Here is a 17561-nt window from a genome sequence, read left to right on the forward strand (position 1 = left end):
ATATCCGTGGACTCGTTTTCAGGCTCCGGTCAGCAACTCCTCACCGCGCAGCACGCTGCTCAGCCGGTCCGGGAACACGGCGAATATGTGATTCAGCTGCCCGGGCGACATCATCCGGTCCAGGGCGGAGGTGACACTGCCCGCGGTGAACGGAACATCGCCCACGGAGATTCCGGCCCGGTCCGCGAACTCGTCGACGAATGCCGCGACCCCGTGTGCTCCCGGCACCCGGCTGGGTACCCAGCCCTCATACCAGATACCGCGGAGGAAGTCCGGTAGTTGAGCGGTGAGGTGCGCGGAATTGGCCACGCTTATCCGGTCGCGGACCGTATGCATCCACGCGCGCAGCGCCCGCAGCGCGAAGGTGTGGTCCTCGGTGCCCAGGTCTTCGGCGACAGCACGCAGCCACGTGTGTGCATTGTGCATGCCGGCGGCGAGGGGATCATTGTTGTGCGTCATTGGTGTACCTGCCTTCCAGGTGGCCGGTCCGATGCGCTGGGTGATACCGCGATTCTACGGCGGGACCAGGCCGAACGGCAGCGACCGCGAGCGCCGGGAGTCTGCCCGGCGAGACCGCGGCGTTACCGGCCGAATCACACGGCATCAACGGTCTCGGCACCCGTGGTGCCACGACGACACCATCGAAGTGGTGACGCGGGCTCGCGGGTACCGTCTGTCCGCGTCCCTGACTCCATTCGGAGCCGTGCCGGACAAAGATCGGCGCGGGGCGATATGATCGCCTCGTGATGACTCATTCTGAGCAAAGATTGGGGGTTCCATCCGTGCAAGGTGAGTGCTGATGCACACACCGATCACGAATGGGGACGATTCCCGGCTTTCCTTCTGGCTGCGCGTGCGGGAGTTCGCCGTGCCGCCTTCCATGATCGAGACCGCGACTGCCCGGCGCCGTGCCGGGGACTGGGCGGGGGCCTGTGCCGCGGCAGGTTTCGATATCGATATCGACCTGCGGTCGCTGGCCCGTAGTCACGGCCGAGAGGTCGCCACCCGAGTCCGGGCGGATCTGCGCCGGCTGGCTCCCGATCTGTTGCGCTGGCACCTGCCGCGGGTCGCTCCCGACGGGTTGCTGCGGCCCGCTCTGACGATCTCGCTGGCTCGATACGGACCCTCCGACTCGCGAAAGCGCTGTGGTGCAGCGGATTCCATACACCTGGTGGCTCGAACGGCGCCGGTCTGGGCGGATGCCGGTCAGCGGGTCACGCTCGCGCTGTGGAGCGGATCCGGATCCCGGGCCGACCCGCATCCGCATCCCCGTCCCAACCGGCGTTTCCGCCTCGATCTGCACCGGCATCTGTGGGATGCCAGGGTGGCCGACGAGTTCCGGATCCGGTCCGGGGCCGAGCCACGCGACGCCGCCGGTCCGGTCGACCCCGAGCTGGCGGAGCTGGTGCCCCGAGGAAGCGCTATCGATCGATGGGCAGCCGAGGCGCGAATTCTGCTGCGCGCCGAGGAGCAGCGCGAAGGTCCTTTGCGGGTGCGGTTCGGAGCGCGGCACGAGGTGGTCGTGGAGCTGGTTCCGGACGGCGACGATCCGCCGGAGTTGCGGGTCGCGGAGACACACCCGCGCGGCGGGGTCTCCGCGTTGCCGGTACTACCCGACGCGGCGACCTGGGTGCCGCCCGATCTGGAACTGATCCGGGCCGGTGCGATAGCGCCCGGCCGGCTGCATCCGCTGGTCGCCGCGGCGCTGGTGCCGGACCGTGCACCGGCGGATATGCCCCGGATCGCCGACCGGACGGATCAGCCGCGGCTGGTGGAGTGCCGGGGAGAGCACCACCGGATCGGACTGGTCGACGGGGTGCTGGCCGCGCTCGATCACGACCCGGCCGAGATTCGCCGCGAGGAACTGCTGGTCGCCCTGACCGGCACCCCGCTGCCGTGCCTGCAGGCAATCGACCAGGCCCACCGGCACCCGGATTGCCTCACCGGTGTCCGGGAACGGTTGAGCCATGGCGATATCCCCGGTGCGCTGGCCGTGGTGGATGGACTGCTCGGGCCCGACGCCGTGTTGCGCGATGGTGCGTTACGGGACGCGTTGGCGGCGTTCGCGCAACAGCGCGTCACCTACGGGCTGTTCAGGGCCGGATTGACCGGGGCCGGGTTTGCTCGCCTTCAGCCGAGTCCGCGGCGCCGTCCCGATCATCATCGCGCGCACCCACGCAACGCGACCTCGCGCTGACCCCGGCGCCCTTCCTCTACGTCCGATCGACGCGACCCCGAGCCGTTCGCTCCCTGTCCGCTCGACGCCACCGTGCGCAGATCCACTGACCTTCGCGGCTCGTCGACACAACGACCTACCACTCCGCTCCTTCTCAACCCAAAGGTGATTCACAGATGACTCCGAGTAACCCGTGCCTTCGCATCGCGAACCGCGCCCCCGCCTCCCAGCTCGACGTCGCAGGTGACCTGCTGGCCCGGCTGGGCGAGGTAACCACCGAACCGCGCCGCAACATCCAGCTGGAAGCCCTGACACTGGCGGTCGCCGCCGATCTGCCGGTGCTCCTCTGGGGTGAGCCGGGGATCGGCAAGACCGCCGCCCTGACCCAGCTCGCCGAATCCCTGGATCTGCCGCTGACCACGGTGATCGCGAGTGTGCATGAGCCGTCCGACTTTTCGGGCCTGCCCATCATCGGCGACGACCCCGCGGAGCACGGTGTCCCGATGGCTCCGCCGGACTGGGCCGTCCGGCTCGTCCGGGCCGGCCGTGGACTGCTGTTCCTCGACGAGCTGTCGACGGCACCGCCGGCTGTGCAAGCCGCCCTCCTGCGCCTCGTCCTGGAACGGCGGATCGGGGCACTCCAGCTGCCACCCGGCGTCCGCATCGTGGCCGCCGCCAACCCGCGCTCATCGGCGGCCGACGGCTGGGAGCTGAGCCCGCCACTGGCCAACCGGTTCGTGCACCTGCAATGGACCCACGACCAGGAGGTGGTCGTCCGCGGCCTCGGCGGGACCTGGCCCCGCGCGACGCTGCCCCGGCTCGAACCGGAGAAGTTCGCGGAGGCCGTAGCTTTCGCCCGGCGCGCCGTCTGTGTGCTCCTCGCGGCCCGTCCCAACCTCGTGCATCAACTACCCAGCAGCGAGACTCGCCGGGGCGGTGCCTGGCCGTCGCCGCGAAGCTGGGAGATGACACTGCGGCTGGTCGCGTTCGCCACCGCGGCGGGCTCTGCCCAAGACGTGCTGTCCCTGCTGGTCCGGGGCACCGTGGGCGACGGCCCCGGTTTCGAACTGCTGACCAGCATCGACCGGATGGACCTCCCGGACCCCGAAGTGCTGCTGGCCGACCCGCGGGCCGCCGAACTGCCCGAACGTGGCGATCTGCGCCAGGCCGTGCTCGACGGGGTCGTGGCGGCAATCCGCCGGCGGCCGGAGAAATCCCGCTGGGACGCGGCCTGGACGCTGCTCGCCAAGGCGGTGGAGACCGGGCCACCGGACCTGGTGGTCGTCCCCGCGACCACCCTTGCCACGCTGCGCCGGGACAACTGGGAGGTGCCGGCGTCGATAGAGCAACTCGCCGGAGTGGTGTCGGTATCCCAGGGCGCGGACCGTGCCGCCGTCCGTGTCGCCGCGAAGGCCGGGCGGTGAAACGGGACGCTCCGGCACTCGATTCCGGCAAACTCTTCGCCGCCCGCCTGCACGCCGCCCGGGCCCGCCCCTACCTGGCGACCGCCCTCTACGCGCTGCACATCGTGGAGTCGCGGCGCGTGCCGACGATGGGCGTGGACCGGTACTGGCGGTGCTACGTATCGCCGACGTTCGTGGACCACACGTCCGTGGAGGAACTGGCGTCCGTGCTGGTGCACGAGGTGTCGCACCTGCTGCGCGACCATCACGGCCGCAGTGACCGGTTCGCCCGCGCGCACGACCTGACCGATCCGGCGGAGCGGCTGCGGATGAATATCGCCGCGGACGCCGAGATCAACGACGACGCCTTCGGTGACGGGTTGGTCGAGCCCGAAGGCGCTGTCCTGCCGGCAACTCTCGGTCTGTCCCAGGGCGAGCTCATGGAGGACTACCTGCGCCAGTTCCGCCTCGGCCCGCTCACCCAGAACATGGCCTGGCTCGACTGCGGCAGCGGCGCCGACGGACTGGACCGCGACTGGGACCTCGGCCCCGACGGCGCGGACGGCCTCACGGAACAGGAACGCGATGCGGTCCGATTCCGGGTGGCGCAGGGCATCGCCGGCCGTCCGGGGAACGCCCCCGCGGGGTGGCGGCGCTGGGCGGAGGAGGCGTTGCACCCGCCGCAGCCCTGGCGGGATCTGCTGGGCGCGGCCATCCGCTCAGCCGCCTCCGCCCCGGGAGCGGGGGAGGACTACACCTATGGCCGGCCCGCCCGGCGCTCGGCCGGGGTGCCCGGCGTCGTCCTGCCGAGCCTGCGGCGCACACCACCTCGGGTCAGCGTGATCATCGATACGTCGGGGTCGGTCAGTGACGCCGAACTGGGCAGCGCCCTGCTCGAAGTGGCCGCCATCTCCCGTGCGGTGGGCGGCCGCCGCGACCTGGTCACCGTGCTGTCCTGCGACGCCGCCGCGCGGATCGCGCAGCCGCTGTGCCGTGCCGAGGGGATACCCCTGGTGGGCGGCGGCGGTACGGATCTGCGTACGGGTTTCGCCAAGGCCCTCCGCGCCCGGCCACGCCCCGACGTGCTGGTCGTACTGACCGACGGCCAAACACCCTGGCCGTCCGGCAGGCCGGGGTGCCGGACGGTGGTCGGGCTGTTCCGCCGGGAGACCTCGTGGAGTGAACACGATCCCGACTACGTCCCGGACGGGCCACCCGCATGGGCGCGGGTGGTCGATATCGGGGGCTGCAGTTAGAGAAAAGCGCGGCCTTGGTCCCGATCGAGTGCCGTCATGCTCTTGTTCTTCAGGGCGAAGACGTACACCAGCAGCGAGGCGAAGACGACGACGGTCACGTACACGATGAACCAGGTGACGTGATCACCGTTCTTCGCGGCCTGGTAGATCATCGGCGCGGTTCCGCCGAAGGCCGAATTGGCCAGGGCGTACCCGACACCGACGCCCAGGGCCCGGATATGCATGGGGAACAGTTCGGCTTTGACGATGGCATTGATGGAGGTGTAACCGGTGAGGATGACGTAGCCGATGCAGGTGACGAGCAGGGTCGCCGCCGCCGACGTCGCGTCCTGCAGAAACGTGATGAGGAACCAGGTGTAGGCGACCCCGCCGACCCCGAAGAAGACCAGAACGGGTTTGCGGCCCACCTTGTCGCTGATCATTCCGCCGACCGGCTGCAACAGCATGAGGAAGATCAAACCGGTGAGGTTGATCCAGGTGGCCGTCATGCCGCGGTCCTCGAAGGCGGTCTTGATCATGGCCGGGGCGTTCACGCTGTAGACATAGAAGGCGAGGGTGCCGCCCATGGTGATCAGGAAGCACAGCAGCAGCGGGCGCCAGTGGTCGAGCACCAGGACCCGGAGCGAGCCCGATTCGGTGTCCTCGCCCCGGCGGACGGCGTCGAGCTGCTCCTCGGTGAGCGATTCGTCCATGCTGCGCCGCAGCCAGAACACGACCACCGCGGCGATACCGCCGATGAAGAAGGCTATGCGCCAGCCGAAGTCGGAGATCTCCTGCTTGTCCATGAACATCTGCAGCACCAGCAGCGTGAGCTGGGCCAGCACATGGCCGCCGACGAGCGTCACGTATTGGAACGACGAGAAGAAGCCGCGCCGCTCCCGGGTGGCGGCCTCGGACATGTAGGTGGCCGAGGCGCCGTATTCGCCGCCGGTCGCGAACCCCTGCACCAGCCGGCACAGGATCAGGATCACGGCGGCGCCCACCCCGATCACTTCGCGTCCCGGCACGAGGGCGATCACCAGGGAACATGCCGCCATGAGCGAAACGCTGAAGGTGAGTGCCGCGCGCCGGCCGTGGCGGTCGGCGTAGCGGCCGAAGAACCACGAGCCGACCGGGCGCATGAGGAACGTGACCGCGAAGATCGCATAGACGTAGACGGTGGAGTTCTTGTCCGCCGAATCGAAGAAGTGGCTTTCGAAGTACGAGGCGAACACCGTGTAGACGTAGACGTCGTACCATTCGACGAGATTGCCCGACGACCCGCGCAGAGTATTCCAGACGGCGCGGCGCGTGGCCGCCCGTGACGGCGCCGGTTCCGGTCCGTCGGAGACGGCCGGATCCGGGGTAGTGGTCTCGGACATTCGCAATTCCTCCCGTTCACCCGTGCTCGGCGTGCGCGGTGGCCGTCGGCCCCGCGCCGCACCGCACTCAGTGTGCAGGCCCGGAGCCCGATCCGGTACCGGAGTTCAGGATTCCGGGCCCGCCGCCGGCGGTGTGTAGGCTTCGGTCACCGGACAACCGGTTCGTCCGAATATCACACCGCAGTGCGATTCCTTCTCATACCAGAGGATTACCTGGAACGAGAATCCGGCCGATAGCGTCGGTGCCACGACCTCGTCACCCCGTCCCCCCCACCGAGCAGTGTCCGCTGGATAAGAACTCCGATCGATATCGACCGTTCGGCATCGCAGGCGGGCCGAGCTGGGATCCCCGACTCGACTCCCAGGAAGATCTATGACTACAACGGCCTTGATCCAAGAGCCATCTCCACGGTCATCGCGGCGCGGCGGCGTCGACGGTGATTACGCCCGCCTGCTCCGCAAGATCTCCGCCGCGGGATTGATGAACCGGCGTCCCGTCTACTACGCCGTCCGGCTCGGCCTGGTCGGGATTGCGTTCGTCGCCGGCTGGTCGGCGTTCGTCCTTGTCGGCGACTCGTGGTGGACGCTCCTGATCGCGGCGTTCATGGCCGTGGTGTTCGCGCAGGTCGCGCTGGTCATGCACGATGTCGCGCACCGTCAGGTCTTCCGGCTGCGGCGTCCGACGGAGATCGTCGGCCGAGTCGTCGGTAACGCCGGTATCGGTCTGGGCTACGGCTGGTGGCAGGACAAACACACCCGGCATCACGCCAACCCGAACCATGAGGAACTGGATCCCGATGTCGCGCCCGACATTTTGGTCTGGTCGCAACAGCAGGCGCGGGCCAGCCGCGGTCTGCCTCGTCTCATCGGGCGGGCGCAGGCCTATCTGTTCTTCCCCCTGCTGATGCTGGAGGGCCTGAATCTCCATGTGGCCGGTGTCCGGGCACTCCGGAATCGGACGATCAAACACCGCGTCTGGGAGGGCGCGCTGCTCTTCGGTCACTTCGCCGTGTATCTGGCCGCGCTGTTCGTGGTGCTGCCCGCCGACAAGGCCTTCGCGTTCTTCGTGGTCCACCAGGCCCTGTTCGGCCTGTACATGGGGTGCACCTTCGCCCCGAACCACAAGGGCATGCCGACCCTCACCGGTGACGATCGCCCGGACTACCTCCGCCGTCAGGTGCTGACCTCCCGCAACGTCCGGGGCGGTGTGCTGACCGACCTCGCCCTCGGCGGGCTCAACTATCAGATCGAGCACCACTTGTTCCCGAGCATGCCGACCCCGAATCTGCGCCGCGCCCAGGTGATCGTCCGCGACTACTGCGCCGAAATCGGCGTTCCGTACCACGAGACCGGGCTGATCTCCTCGTACCGTGAGGCCCTGCGGCATATGCATCACGTCGGCGAACCGCTCCGCACGGCCGGATAACTCCCGGACGCCCACCGCCACGGCCGGTCGCCGGGATCCCGGCAACCGGCCGGTCAGGTGCCTGCTGCGGGCCCATATCCGTTGGCCTGGATCACCCGGGCGGTCGGATCGGGGGCATCGGGGTGCCGGACCCGGTCCGTGATCAGGAAGCCGGGGAGTTCCGGTCCGGAGGTTTCGGTCAGCGGGAACACTCCGCCGCGTCCGTCGGGGTCCCAGCCGACTGCCAGGGCGTGCGTGATCAGCGTGCGGATGTCGGAAGCCGTGGGGTGGGAGGTATCGGTTGCCGCGGTCGCCCAGCCAACGCTCATCGACTTGGAGAGCAGGTCTGCGACGAGAACGCGGCTGTTCTTCCCGGCGCCCCAGATACGAACGCCGAGGCAGCGATGGACATCGCCGTCGCCGCGCAGGACCCCGATATCGGCCCGCCAGACGTACTCCCGGCCACCGACCCGGACCTTCCGCAGCCGTCTACGCACGCCCGTCAGCGTATGCGGTCCGGCCGTTTCCCCGCATCCGCCGCCTTCCCCGAGACGGTGGAGCCGGGCCCGGCCGGACCACATGTCACAGTGGCAACAGGTGATGTTTGCGCGGGTAGCGGATGACCTTCTTGTCGCGGAGCAGGTGCAGGGCGCGCCGGATTTCCAGGCGGGTGGCCGACGGTTCGATCACCGCGTCGATATAGCCGCGCTCGGCCGCGATCCACGGGGTCGCGATGGTCGCGTTGTAGAAGTCGATCATCTGCCGGCGGACCCCGGCGCGCTGATCCTCGGGGGTGGCGTCGAGGATCTTGCGCTGGGTCAGGCCGACGGCGCTTTCGGCACCCATCACCGCGATGCGGGCGGTGGGCCAGGCCAGGTAGACGTCGCAGCCGAGGGCCTTGGCGCCCATGACCGCCCAGCCGCCGCCGTAGGCCTTGCGGATCACCACCGTCACCTTGGGCACGGTGGCCTCCACATAGGCGAACAGGAACCGGCCGCCACGCTTGATGACGCCCTGTTTCTCCTGTTCCACCCCGGGCAGGAAGCCGGGGGTGTCGACCACCAGTACCAGCGGGATCTCGAAGGCGTTGCAGATATGGATGAAATGCGCCGCCTTGTCACCGGCCTTGGCGTCGAGCGCACCCGCCAGGACGGTCGGCTGATTGGCGACCACCCCCACCGGACGGCCGTCCACGCGGGCAAAACCGGTGATCAGGTTCGTGGTGGCGGCCCCGCCGATCTCGTGGAACTCGCCGTCGTCGAAGATCCGCAACAGCACGTCGTGCATATCGTAGATCGCGTTGTCCGAGTCGGGGACGAGCGTGTCCAGCGTCAGATCGGATTCGGTGATCTCCGGTTCCAGGCCGGGGTTCACGACCGGCGGCAGTTCGGAGAAGCTCGACGGCAGGTAGCTCAGGTAGTTCCGGACCCAGGCGAAGGCGGCCGGCTCGTCCTCGGCGATGTGGTGGATATTGCCGTAGGCGGCCTGGTTGTAGGCGCCGCCCAGCTCCTCCATATCCACTTTTTCACCGATGGCGTCCTCGAGGATCTTGGGACCGGTGACGAACATATGCGCGCTCTCGGTGGCGACCACGACATCGGTGCAGATCGGCTGGTACACCGCGCCGGCCGCGCAATTGCCCAGGATGAGTGAGACCATCGGCACCGCGCCCGAGAGCGGTTCCATCATGGTCGCCAGTTCGCCGTACCAGCGCAGCGAGGTGACGGCCTCCTGAACCCGCGCGCCGCCGGAATCGTTGATACCGACCAGCGGGCATCCCATCTTCCCCGCCAGGTCCATGATCGCGGCAACCTTGCGGCCGAACATCTCGCCGATGGTGCCGCCGTACACCGTCTGATCGTGGGAGAACACGGCGACGGGCCGGCCGTCGACCAAACCGCGGCCGGTGACCACCCCGTCGCCGTAGAGAGCGTCGCGGTCGGCGGGGTTGCGCACCAGCGCACCGACTTCGACGAAAGTTCCCGGATCCAGCAGCATCTCGATGCGATCGCGGGCGGACGGTATGCCCTTACGCGCGCGTTTGGCAGCGCCCGCCTCGCCGGCCGGTTCCTGCGCGATCTCGAGCTTCTTACGCAGGTCGGCAAGTTTCTCGGCGGTAGAACTCATCGATACATCCAGATTTTTCTCAGCGGGAACACCGCACCGGGATCGGGGGCGGTTGCCACCGTACCGGGATTCGCGAGTGTCCGGGTATGTGAGGTTTCACCGACTGCTGTCCGCAGCTCGGGCGGCCGGATCGCCGGCACAGTTCTGCCGCCGGGTGCGGCAAGCGGACGAGGAGAGCCAGGCAGCACTGGACCGGTTGAGCACACTGTGATTCCGGTCCGTGGCCGCATGGCGAGTGGCGGTCAGCTGGTGGGGTATGCGGTGTCGGTGAGTTGCTCGGAGAGCTCCCAGATGCGGGCTGCGTCCTCGGGGCTGCGCAGCGGCCGGTACAGCGGTTGTTCGGCGGGCGGGCCGCCGAGATGGCCGGGGCCGCTGGGCCCGTAGAGCCGGCCGGCCGCGGCGTCGGGGTCGGTCGCGGCCATGAGGGCAGGCAGCTTGGCGGTCTCCACGGTGCCCATGACTATCCCGCGGGCCGAGAGTGCCCGGATCAGGCGTACTCGGAGGGTGTCCCGGGTACGGCCGAGTTCCGGACGGGCAGCCAGGAGACTGGTGGGGGCTACCCCGGGGTGGGAAAGATTGCTGGTGATCGCCCAGCCGTGCGCTTTGCTGCGGCGGTCCAGTTCGAGGCCGAACAGCCCGAACGCGATCTTCGACTGGCTGTACGCGCGCTCCCCGTTGTAGCTGCGTTCCCAGTTCGGGTCGTCCCAGTTGATCGAGCCGCTCCGCGCCGCCACGCTGACCTGCGAGGTCACCCGGGCGTAGCCGGCGCGAAGCAGGGGGAGGAGATGGCCGACGAGGGCGAAATGGCCGAGGTGGTTGGTGCCGAATTGGAGCTCGAACCCGTCGGTCGTGGTCTGCCGGTCCGGCGGGGTCATCACGCCGGCGTTGTTGATGAGGATGTGGATGGGTTCCCCCTCCTCGCGGAGGGCGTTTCCCAGGGCGGCGACCGATGCCAGCGAGGACAGGTCGAGATCGCGCAGCGAAAGCTTCGCGTCCGGGTGACTCTGCCGAATCTGCGTGATCGCGGCCTCGCCCTTGCGGGAATTGCGCACGGGCATGATCACTTCGGCGCCCGCCGCGGCCAATCGGGCCGCCATCCCGAGACCCATTCCGTCGCTGGCGCCGGTGACGAGCGCGCGTTTTCCCGAGAGATCGGGCACGGTGATATCGATCGGTCGGCGTGGCATGGTGCTACTCCTCGAGTCGGTGTGGCCGGTGGCGTGATTACGGGTTCCGGGGAGTTCGTCGGCTGGTACATCCGGTCCGCCTGATCGAGTCTGGGCCGTGGGCGGCGCGGTATCCAGGACCTCCCGATCACAGGCTCGTCGTGTCACCCGTCGACGTGTGCGGGGGATCGGTGATCCGTGGATACCGCTGGTCGCGGGCGGTAGAAACGAAGCAGGAACCCGAGAAGAGGGAGTGTCGTGATCGATCGCACCGGGCTGGCGGAGTTTCTCCGAAATCGGCGGGGGGCATTGCAACCGGAAGATGTCGGTCTCCCGCGCGGGCCCCGCCGCAGGACCGAGGGCCTGCGGCGGGAGGAAGTGGCCGCACTGTGTCATATGTCGGCCGACTACTACTCCCGGCTCGAGCGGGAACGTGGCCCGCAGCCCTCGCCGCAGATGCTCGTCTCGATCGCGCAGGGACTGCACCTCTCGCTCGACGAGCGTGACCATATGTTCCGTCTCGCCGGGCACAACCCGCCGGCCCGGGGCTCGCTCAGCGGCGAGCACATCAGTCCCGGTCTGCTGCGCGTTCTCGATCGCCTGTCCGATACGCCCGCGGAGATAAACACCGAACTCGGCGAGACCCTGAAACAGTCACCGATGGGTATCGCGCTCACCGGCGATACGACCCGCTTCACCGGACCTGCCCGCAGCAGCGGATACCGCTGGTTCACCGACCCCGCCGCCCGGCAGTTCTACGCACCGGAAGAGCACGCGTTACTCACCCGGATGTACGCCGCCGGGCTGCGCGAGATCGTCACTCTCCGCGGCCCCGATTCCCGCGCCGCCCAGCTGGCCGAACTGTTGCTCGACCGCAGCGAGGAGTTCCGGCGGGTGTGGCACGACCACGAGGTCGGGATACGCCCGCACGATGTCAAGCACTTCGTCCACCCCGAGGTCGGTCCCCTGGAACTGACCTGCCAGCGTCTCGTCGACCCGGGCCAAGCGCATTCGCTGCTCGTCTACACCGCCGTCCCCGGCAGCGAGAGCTACGAGAAACTCCAGGTGCTCGCCGTGATCGGAGCGCAGGCACTGCAGTGAGACACGCTGTGCGGGGGATCGGCGCGAGTCGTACCTCTTCGGTACCGACAGGCGACGGTGCTGCCGGGCGGGTCGACCCGTCCGGTCCGGCAGCCCAGGTCCGCACCGATCTCATTGCGCCTCGGCGGTCCGGCGGTGCAGCCGGATCGCCGAGATCAGGAAGAAGACGCCGCCCAGCACCGCGTACCCGCCGATGCTGGTGAGCGACGCATTCACCCCGCCTGCCTGCAGAATGAAACTGGCGCCTGCCAGGGTGGAGATCCCGCCGCTGAGGATCATCGCCCACTGGCCACCGAGCCGGTAGCGCGAGATCGCGACGATCAACTGCACCACGCCCGCGGTGATCGCCCAGAGGCCCCACACCCGGAGGACACCGGGAATGCCCGAGGTGGCCGCGACGGCCAAACCGAGGGCGGTGAGCAGGCTCAACGCCATATTGATGTACAGCAGCACCCGCTGACGTGCGGTGCCCGGGGTACGGAAATCGACCACCGCCGCTGCCACGTCGAACAGCGGATAGATCACCAACAGCGCGGTGCTGACAGGGGTGAGCGCCGAAGCGGTCGGTATCAGCAGAGCTGCCCAGATGACGGCGAATCCGAAGCGGGCGTAATACAGGTTCCGCAGGCCTTTGGTGCTGTCGGCGGTTTCGGCGACAGTGCCGGCCGTGCCGGTGTCGAGTGAACTGGACATCAGCTCTCGCTTTCGATGATCGAGGCGGTGGTGTGGCGCCATCTAGTAGATAGAACGATCGGTATACCTGAAGCTTGATGGGCCGTGCCCGCGTTGTCAAGACCGATCGTTCTTTCTGCTAGCCTCGAAGGGCGAAGCCTGAGAGATCGGAGGACCCCGGATGTCGGAAGCACGGGCGCGACTGCTCGGCACGGCGAGCGGACTCTTCTATTCGGAAGGGCTTCGTGCCGTGGGCGTCGATCGCATCATTGCCGCCGCCGGGGTGACGCGTGCGACCCTGTACCGGCATTTCCCCGGCAAGGACGACCTTGTGGTCGCCTACCTGACGCAGGCCGACGAGGTGATCCGCGCGCAGGTCGCCGCCGCGCGCAGCGAGAACTCGGCCGCCGTCGACGTCGTCCGAGCTGTCGGGCGGTCCATCGCCGACGGCATCCGGGAGCCCGGGTTCCGCGGATGCGCGTTCCTCAATGCGGTGGCCGAATACCCCGACCCCGAGCACCCGGTGCACAAGACCGTTCTCGCGCACCGGCAGTGGTTCTCGACCACGATCACCGAGATCTTCGCCGGTATCGACGAAGCCGACCCGGGAGCTGCCGCCCGGCATTTCGTGATGCTCCGCGACGGCGCGATGGCGGCCGGTTGCCTGACCGATCCGGCCCCCATCTGTGAGACGTTCCTGCTCGGGATCGAAGGACTTCTCGATTCCCGCCGGCCTGCTCGCCGGGAAACAGCCGGATAGCTCGGGCGGCGCCGGGTCTTCTCACTGCCAGGTCGCGGTGTCGGGGTCGATGCCGTGGGCGCGTGCGCCGGCGTCGATGATCCGCCGGAACCAGGCGGCGAGACCGGCGCGGATGCCGTCGTAGTGGGCGGCGAACCCCGGATCGGTCTCGAACATGCGGCCGAGGCAGACCTGCATTTGCCTGGTGAGGGGAAAGTACGAAGCAAAAAGTTCGCGGTGCCGTTCGACGAGTCGATCAGCTTCCGGGCTACCGGGTGCGATGCCGGCGTCCATCGCCTCCCCGAGCGTCCGCTCGAAGTCGGCGACGGCGTCGGTGATTGCCTGCCATTCCGCCGGACCGCGAGCGGCCGCGCGTTCGGCGTACTGCTGCCATTGCGTCGTGTCGCCGTAGCGCTCACGGGCGCGCGTGGTCCAGTCCGGATTCCACCCGGGACCGAAGATCGCGGCCTGCTCCTCGACGGTCAGCAGCAGGCCGCGTTCGTGGGCGTCGATCATCCGGTCCAGTCCGGCGCCGAGCTGCTGGAGCCGGTCGATCCGTTCGGCGACCTGCGCGCGCTGGGCACGCAGCGCGCCGGGGACATCTGCGGTCGAGTTGTCCAGAATGTCCCGGATCCGGTCCAGGCCGAGCCCGAGCTCCCGGTAGGCGATGATCCGGTGCAGGCGTTCCAGGTCAGCGGCGGTGTAGAGCCGGTATCCGGCAGCAGTGCGCAGCGACGGGCACGCCAAACCTATCTCGTCCCAGTGGTGTAGCGCGCGGACAGTTACGCCCAGGCGCGCCGAGACCTGACCGACGGTCAGGCCCTCGACGTCACTGGTATCAGGCACGCTTCTCATTGTCGCCGCGACCGGTCTCCGGTGGGGTGATCCCGATGGCTGCAAGGTTGCGTGCCTCCTCGCTGTCCGGATCGAAGGCTTTCGCCGCCGTGAAAACGACCCGTGCGTTCTCGGGTGTGATCACCTCTATATCGCGTGTGTTCCAGGGCGTATCCCGTGGACCGTCGACCGAGTCCGGACGCAGCGCCCGACAGGACTCGACAACGGAATCCACCTGGCCGAGCACGCACGAGAAACTGACGCTCATCGCCGGTGCCTGCTCCGGAGTATCGGTCGCCGCGACGAGAAGTACATCCTGAAACGCCCACCGGCGCAGATGCACAAGTGTGCCGGGGATACCGAAGAGCTCGAAGAACCCGAGCCCCCGAACCCAGAAGTCCGTGGACGCCGCCAGATCACTCGTGGGGATCGTCACGAACGCCGGCATGCCGTAGATTCCGCGGAACAGATCCGGCGCCACCACATCCGGGCCGGGCGGGGGCACGGGACTCATCTCGAACGCTTCGTAATAGTCACTCATACCCCCACCCTCCAGCCTCACGCAACGTGAGGGTCAAGCCCTGACGTATAGGACGGTGGTGGCGTGGTCGCAGCGCCCTCGACCGGCAGGCCTGACAACGCTCATCGGTTGCTGCTCAGTGGTGGATGAATTCGGGCAGTGTGAGGGCCGAGTGGGCCGGTCGCCCTGCCGCGGCGGGCGTCGCGCTGAGATTGCGCAGCATATTGTTGCGATGTTCCAGGGCCTGAGCGGTGGTCGGGAAGAGAGCGGCGTCGCCCTTGCCGACCTGGTTCTGGTTGACCGTGACGAACTCCCGGGTGTCGTGTTCGTAGGCGGCGAAACCGGCGGCGTGGTCCCGGTTCGCCAGGGAACCGGCGAGCATGTACGCGCCGACGAGTGCCAGGCTGGAGCCCTGTCCGGTGAGGAACGAGGGCGCGTACGCGGCGTCGCCCACCAGTGCGACCCTGCCGCTGGACCAGCGGGGCAGGTGGATCTGGCCGACCGCGTCGAAGAACAGGTCGTCCGCGTCGCGCAGGGCGGCGACCATACCCGGGACCTCCCAGCCCGCGTCGGCGAAGACGGCGGCCACCAGGTCCCGTTGGGCTGCCGGATTCCGGTACGCGTCGAACGGCGGTTCCGGGTGGGCGAAGGTCAGTAGCGCGTGCACGTCGCCGTCGTTGTCCCCCACGGCGTAGAGTGCCGCGCCCCGGCCCGGGGTGTTCCACAATACGGTTTCGCGGCGGAGCCCGAAGGTGTTGCGCATGGTGAACCCGGCGAAGCAGTAGCCGAGGTACCGATGGAACTGCTCTTCGGGGCCGAACGCCAATGCGCGAGTACGGGAGTGCGTCCCATCCGCACCGAACACCATGTCGAAGGTGTTCGGGCTGCCCCGGCGGAAGGTGACATCGACTCCGTGGCCGGACTGATCGAGGGTTTCGATCGTGTCGTCGAACAGGAACTCCACGTCGTCACGGACCGCCGCATACAGAGCGGCGGTCAGCTCCCCGCGCGGCACCTCCAGGTCTGCTCCCGTGCCGCCGGTGACGGTGTGCGGGTCGATCGAGGTCACCTCGCTGCCGTCCCCGTCGCGGAAGGTTATCCGGCGCAGGTCGATATGCGCGTCCCGCAGCCGCGGCAGGATTCCCATTTTCCGGACGACGTCGAGTGCGGTGCCGCGCACGTCGATGGGGTAGCCACCGCCGCGAAGCGCGCCGGCCTTCTCGACTACGGTGACCGCGAATCCGTAGCGGTTCAGCCAGAAGGCGAGGGCGGGCCCCGCGATGCTCGCCCCGGATATCAGTACTTTGCGTCGCGCCGTGCTCGGGCTCGACGGTTCGATGCCGGTCATTCCTGAGTTCCTTTGCTCATGGTCCGGGCGACGATCAACGACAGCGCCGTGAGGGCGCCGGCAATGACGAAGCCGGTGACGAAGGCCGATTCGGCCGGGACATCCGATCCGGAAGGTGTTGCGGCGGTGAGGAGCGCGCCGCTGATCTGGGCACCCACGGCGTAGCCGATCACCCGAGTCACCAGCACCAGACTGGTGGCGATGCCGGTGTCACGCCGATCGACGGAGGTGGCGATGCCGGTCACCAGCGCGGTGACGCAGAGGCCGTTGGCGAGCGCGATCATCGCCTTGCCGCCGACGAGGTGCCAGAGGTCGGAGTGCACGGCTGCCAGGCCGAGCAGAGCGGCGGCCAGGAGGATGATTCCGGCGGTGACCACGGCCCGCGAGCCGGCCCGCCGCGCCCAGACCCCGCTGATCGGCCCGGCCAGCGTCGCGGCGACGGCGCCGGGCAGCAGGAAGATCCCGATTTCGGTGGCGCTCGCCCCGAAACCGTATTCGCCGGCCGGCACCGCCAACAGCTGCGGGACGAGATAGACCGCCACCGAGGTGCCGACGCAGATCACGAACGTCAGCACACACGGCTTCCATATGGTGGGCCGGGCCAGCATGCGCAGATCGATTATCGGTGAGTCCGCGCGACGCTCGACAGCGATCCATCCGGTCGTGAAGGCGGCCAGCGCCACGATCAGCACGCCGAGTACCACTGGCTGTGAACCGATTTCGGGTGCCAGCGCGAGTACGAGCATGAGCGTTGCCAATGTCGCGCTCAGCAGAATCAGGCCGGGCCGGTCGATCCCGGCATCGTCCGATCGGCCGGGCGCATCCTGCGGCATCAATCTGTCCACCAGGACGGTGGCCCCGATGACCGCGATCGTCGGCAGCGCGAACATCCAGTGCCGGGAAAGCCCCTCCGCCACAGGCCCGGCCGCCAGCATTCCTGCCATCCCGCCCCCCACGAACAATCCGCTGACCACCCCGATGGCCACCTTTGCCGGACCCGCGGGGAGGTGTTCGCGCACCAGGATGAACGACAGCGGCAGGGCGCCCACCATCGCTCCCTGCAGGATCTGGCCGAGCAGCAACACGGGTAGGTTCGGCGCCAGGGCGGACACCAGTCCGCCGGCCGAAACGACCGTCATCAGCCGGATAAGAACTCGTTTTCCGCCGTACCGGTCACCGAATTTGCCGGCGACCGGCGTGATGAGCGCGCCGGTGACGAGAAGTACAACGCTGAGCAGCGCCCCTTCGGCCGGACTCATATCCAGTTCGCGTTGCAGGAGTGGGAGCGTCGGTGTCACCACCGATTCCAGGGCTCCGGTGGCGACGGCGAGCGTGCCGAGGGCCGCGACGGCGGCTTTTCCGATGCCGGCCGGGGGAGCCAGAGTCGCGGTCATGGACGTCCCTCCGTTACTGCCGGACGGAGTGTGGGTGTGGGTGCGGCGAGTGCCATGAA

General features: G+C 68.4%; 16 protein-coding genes. 6 read left to right on the forward strand and 10 right to left on the reverse strand.

Features of this window, described 5'->3' with window-relative positions; genetic code table 11:
- Window positions 1–18 precede the first annotated feature (18 nt).
- Window positions 19–459 (reverse strand): DUF2267 domain-containing protein, encoded by a 441-nt coding sequence (locus tag ACIA75_RS35015; protein WP_397111371.1) that lies wholly within the window; start codon window positions 457–459, stop codon window positions 19–21.
- Window positions 460–799: 340 nt separating this feature from the next.
- On the opposite strand from ACIA75_RS35015, the gene ACIA75_RS35020 reads away from it, so the two are divergent.
- The 3 genes from ACIA75_RS35020 to ACIA75_RS35030 all read left to right on the forward strand — a co-directional run bounded on the left by ACIA75_RS35020 (window position 800) and on the right by ACIA75_RS35030 (window position 4835).
- Entirely contained in the window at window positions 800–2197 is a 1398-nt protein-coding gene (locus tag ACIA75_RS35020; protein ID WP_397111372.1) for a hypothetical protein, read from the forward strand.
- Window positions 2198–2352: 155 nt separating this feature from the next.
- Complete coding sequence (locus ACIA75_RS35025) at window positions 2353–3600, forward strand: AAA family ATPase (protein WP_397111373.1); 1248 nt, start codon at window positions 2353–2355, stop codon at window positions 3598–3600.
- The gene (locus tag ACIA75_RS35030; protein ID WP_397111374.1) at window positions 3597–4835 is read left to right on the forward strand and encodes a VWA-like domain-containing protein; all 1239 of its coding nucleotides are present in this window, start codon (window positions 3597–3599) and stop codon (window positions 4833–4835) included. Before ACIA75_RS35025 ends, ACIA75_RS35030 begins: the two co-directional genes overlap by 4 nt.
- Here the strand turns inward: ACIA75_RS35030 and ACIA75_RS35035 are convergent.
- Window positions 4832–6196, reverse strand: a complete 1365-nt coding sequence (locus tag ACIA75_RS35035) for an MFS transporter (RefSeq protein WP_397111375.1) — start codon at window positions 6194–6196, stop codon at window positions 4832–4834. The genes ACIA75_RS35030 and ACIA75_RS35035 overlap by 4 nt on opposite strands.
- A 373-nt stretch (window positions 6197–6569) precedes the next feature.
- Between ACIA75_RS35035 and ACIA75_RS35040 the strand changes: the two genes are divergently transcribed.
- A complete protein-coding gene (locus ACIA75_RS35040) occupies window positions 6570–7622 on the forward strand; it encodes a fatty acid desaturase family protein (protein ID WP_397111376.1) in 1053 nt (350 codons plus the stop codon).
- Between the two features lie 53 nt (window positions 7623–7675).
- On the opposite strand, the gene ACIA75_RS35045 is transcribed toward ACIA75_RS35040, so the two are convergent.
- The 3 genes from ACIA75_RS35045 to ACIA75_RS35055 all read right to left on the reverse strand — a co-directional run bounded on the left by ACIA75_RS35045 (window position 7676) and on the right by ACIA75_RS35055 (window position 10915).
- Entirely contained in the window at window positions 7676–8098 is a 423-nt protein-coding gene (locus ACIA75_RS35045; protein WP_397111377.1) for a hypothetical protein, read from the reverse strand.
- Between the two features lie 85 nt (window positions 8099–8183).
- Window positions 8184–9728, reverse strand: coding sequence for an acyl-CoA carboxylase subunit beta (locus ACIA75_RS35050; RefSeq protein WP_397111378.1), 1545 nt, complete (start codon window positions 9726–9728; stop codon window positions 8184–8186).
- Between the two features lie 242 nt (window positions 9729–9970).
- Window positions 9971–10915: an SDR family oxidoreductase gene (locus ACIA75_RS35055; protein ID WP_397111379.1), complete on the reverse strand. Its 945-nt coding sequence runs from the start codon at window positions 10913–10915 to the stop codon at window positions 9971–9973.
- Window positions 10916–11152: 237 nt separating this feature from the next.
- Here ACIA75_RS35055 and ACIA75_RS35060 point away from each other — a divergent pair, with 237 nt between their 5' ends.
- On the forward strand, window positions 11153–11995 hold the full coding sequence (locus tag ACIA75_RS35060) for a helix-turn-helix transcriptional regulator (RefSeq protein ID WP_397111380.1): 843 nt from the start codon (window positions 11153–11155) through the stop codon (window positions 11993–11995).
- 111 nt (window positions 11996–12106) lie between these two features.
- On the opposite strand, the gene ACIA75_RS35065 is transcribed toward ACIA75_RS35060, so the two are convergent.
- Complete coding sequence (locus tag ACIA75_RS35065; RefSeq protein WP_397111381.1) at window positions 12107–12688, reverse strand: hypothetical protein; 582 nt, start codon at window positions 12686–12688, stop codon at window positions 12107–12109.
- Between the two features lie 160 nt (window positions 12689–12848).
- Between ACIA75_RS35065 and ACIA75_RS35070 the strand changes: the two genes are divergently transcribed.
- Entirely contained in the window at window positions 12849–13427 is a 579-nt protein-coding gene (locus tag ACIA75_RS35070) for a TetR/AcrR family transcriptional regulator (protein WP_397111382.1), read from the forward strand.
- 21 nt (window positions 13428–13448) lie between these two features.
- On the opposite strand, the gene ACIA75_RS35075 is transcribed toward ACIA75_RS35070, so the two are convergent.
- From ACIA75_RS35075 to ACIA75_RS35090, 4 genes are all read right to left on the reverse strand, one after another.
- Complete coding sequence (locus tag ACIA75_RS35075) at window positions 13449–14261, reverse strand: MerR family transcriptional regulator (protein WP_397111383.1); 813 nt, start codon at window positions 14259–14261, stop codon at window positions 13449–13451.
- On the reverse strand, window positions 14245–14781 hold the full coding sequence (locus ACIA75_RS35080; protein WP_397111384.1) for a VOC family protein: 537 nt from the start codon (window positions 14779–14781) through the stop codon (window positions 14245–14247). Before ACIA75_RS35080 ends, ACIA75_RS35075 begins: the two co-directional genes overlap by 17 nt.
- Before the next feature lie 115 nt (window positions 14782–14896).
- Window positions 14897–16108 (reverse strand): FAD-dependent monooxygenase, encoded by a 1212-nt coding sequence (locus tag ACIA75_RS35085; protein WP_397111385.1) that lies wholly within the window; start codon window positions 16106–16108, stop codon window positions 14897–14899.
- Window positions 16105–17502, reverse strand: a complete 1398-nt coding sequence (locus ACIA75_RS35090; protein ID WP_397111386.1) for an MFS transporter — start codon at window positions 17500–17502, stop codon at window positions 16105–16107. The genes ACIA75_RS35085 and ACIA75_RS35090 overlap by 4 nt, the downstream gene beginning before the upstream one ends.
- Between the last annotated feature and the right edge of the window lie 59 nt (window positions 17503–17561).

This window comes from Nocardia sp. NPDC051750 (genome assembly GCF_044453135.1).
In the GTDB taxonomy this organism is placed as follows: Bacteria; Actinomycetota; Actinomycetes; order Mycobacteriales; family Mycobacteriaceae; genus Nocardia.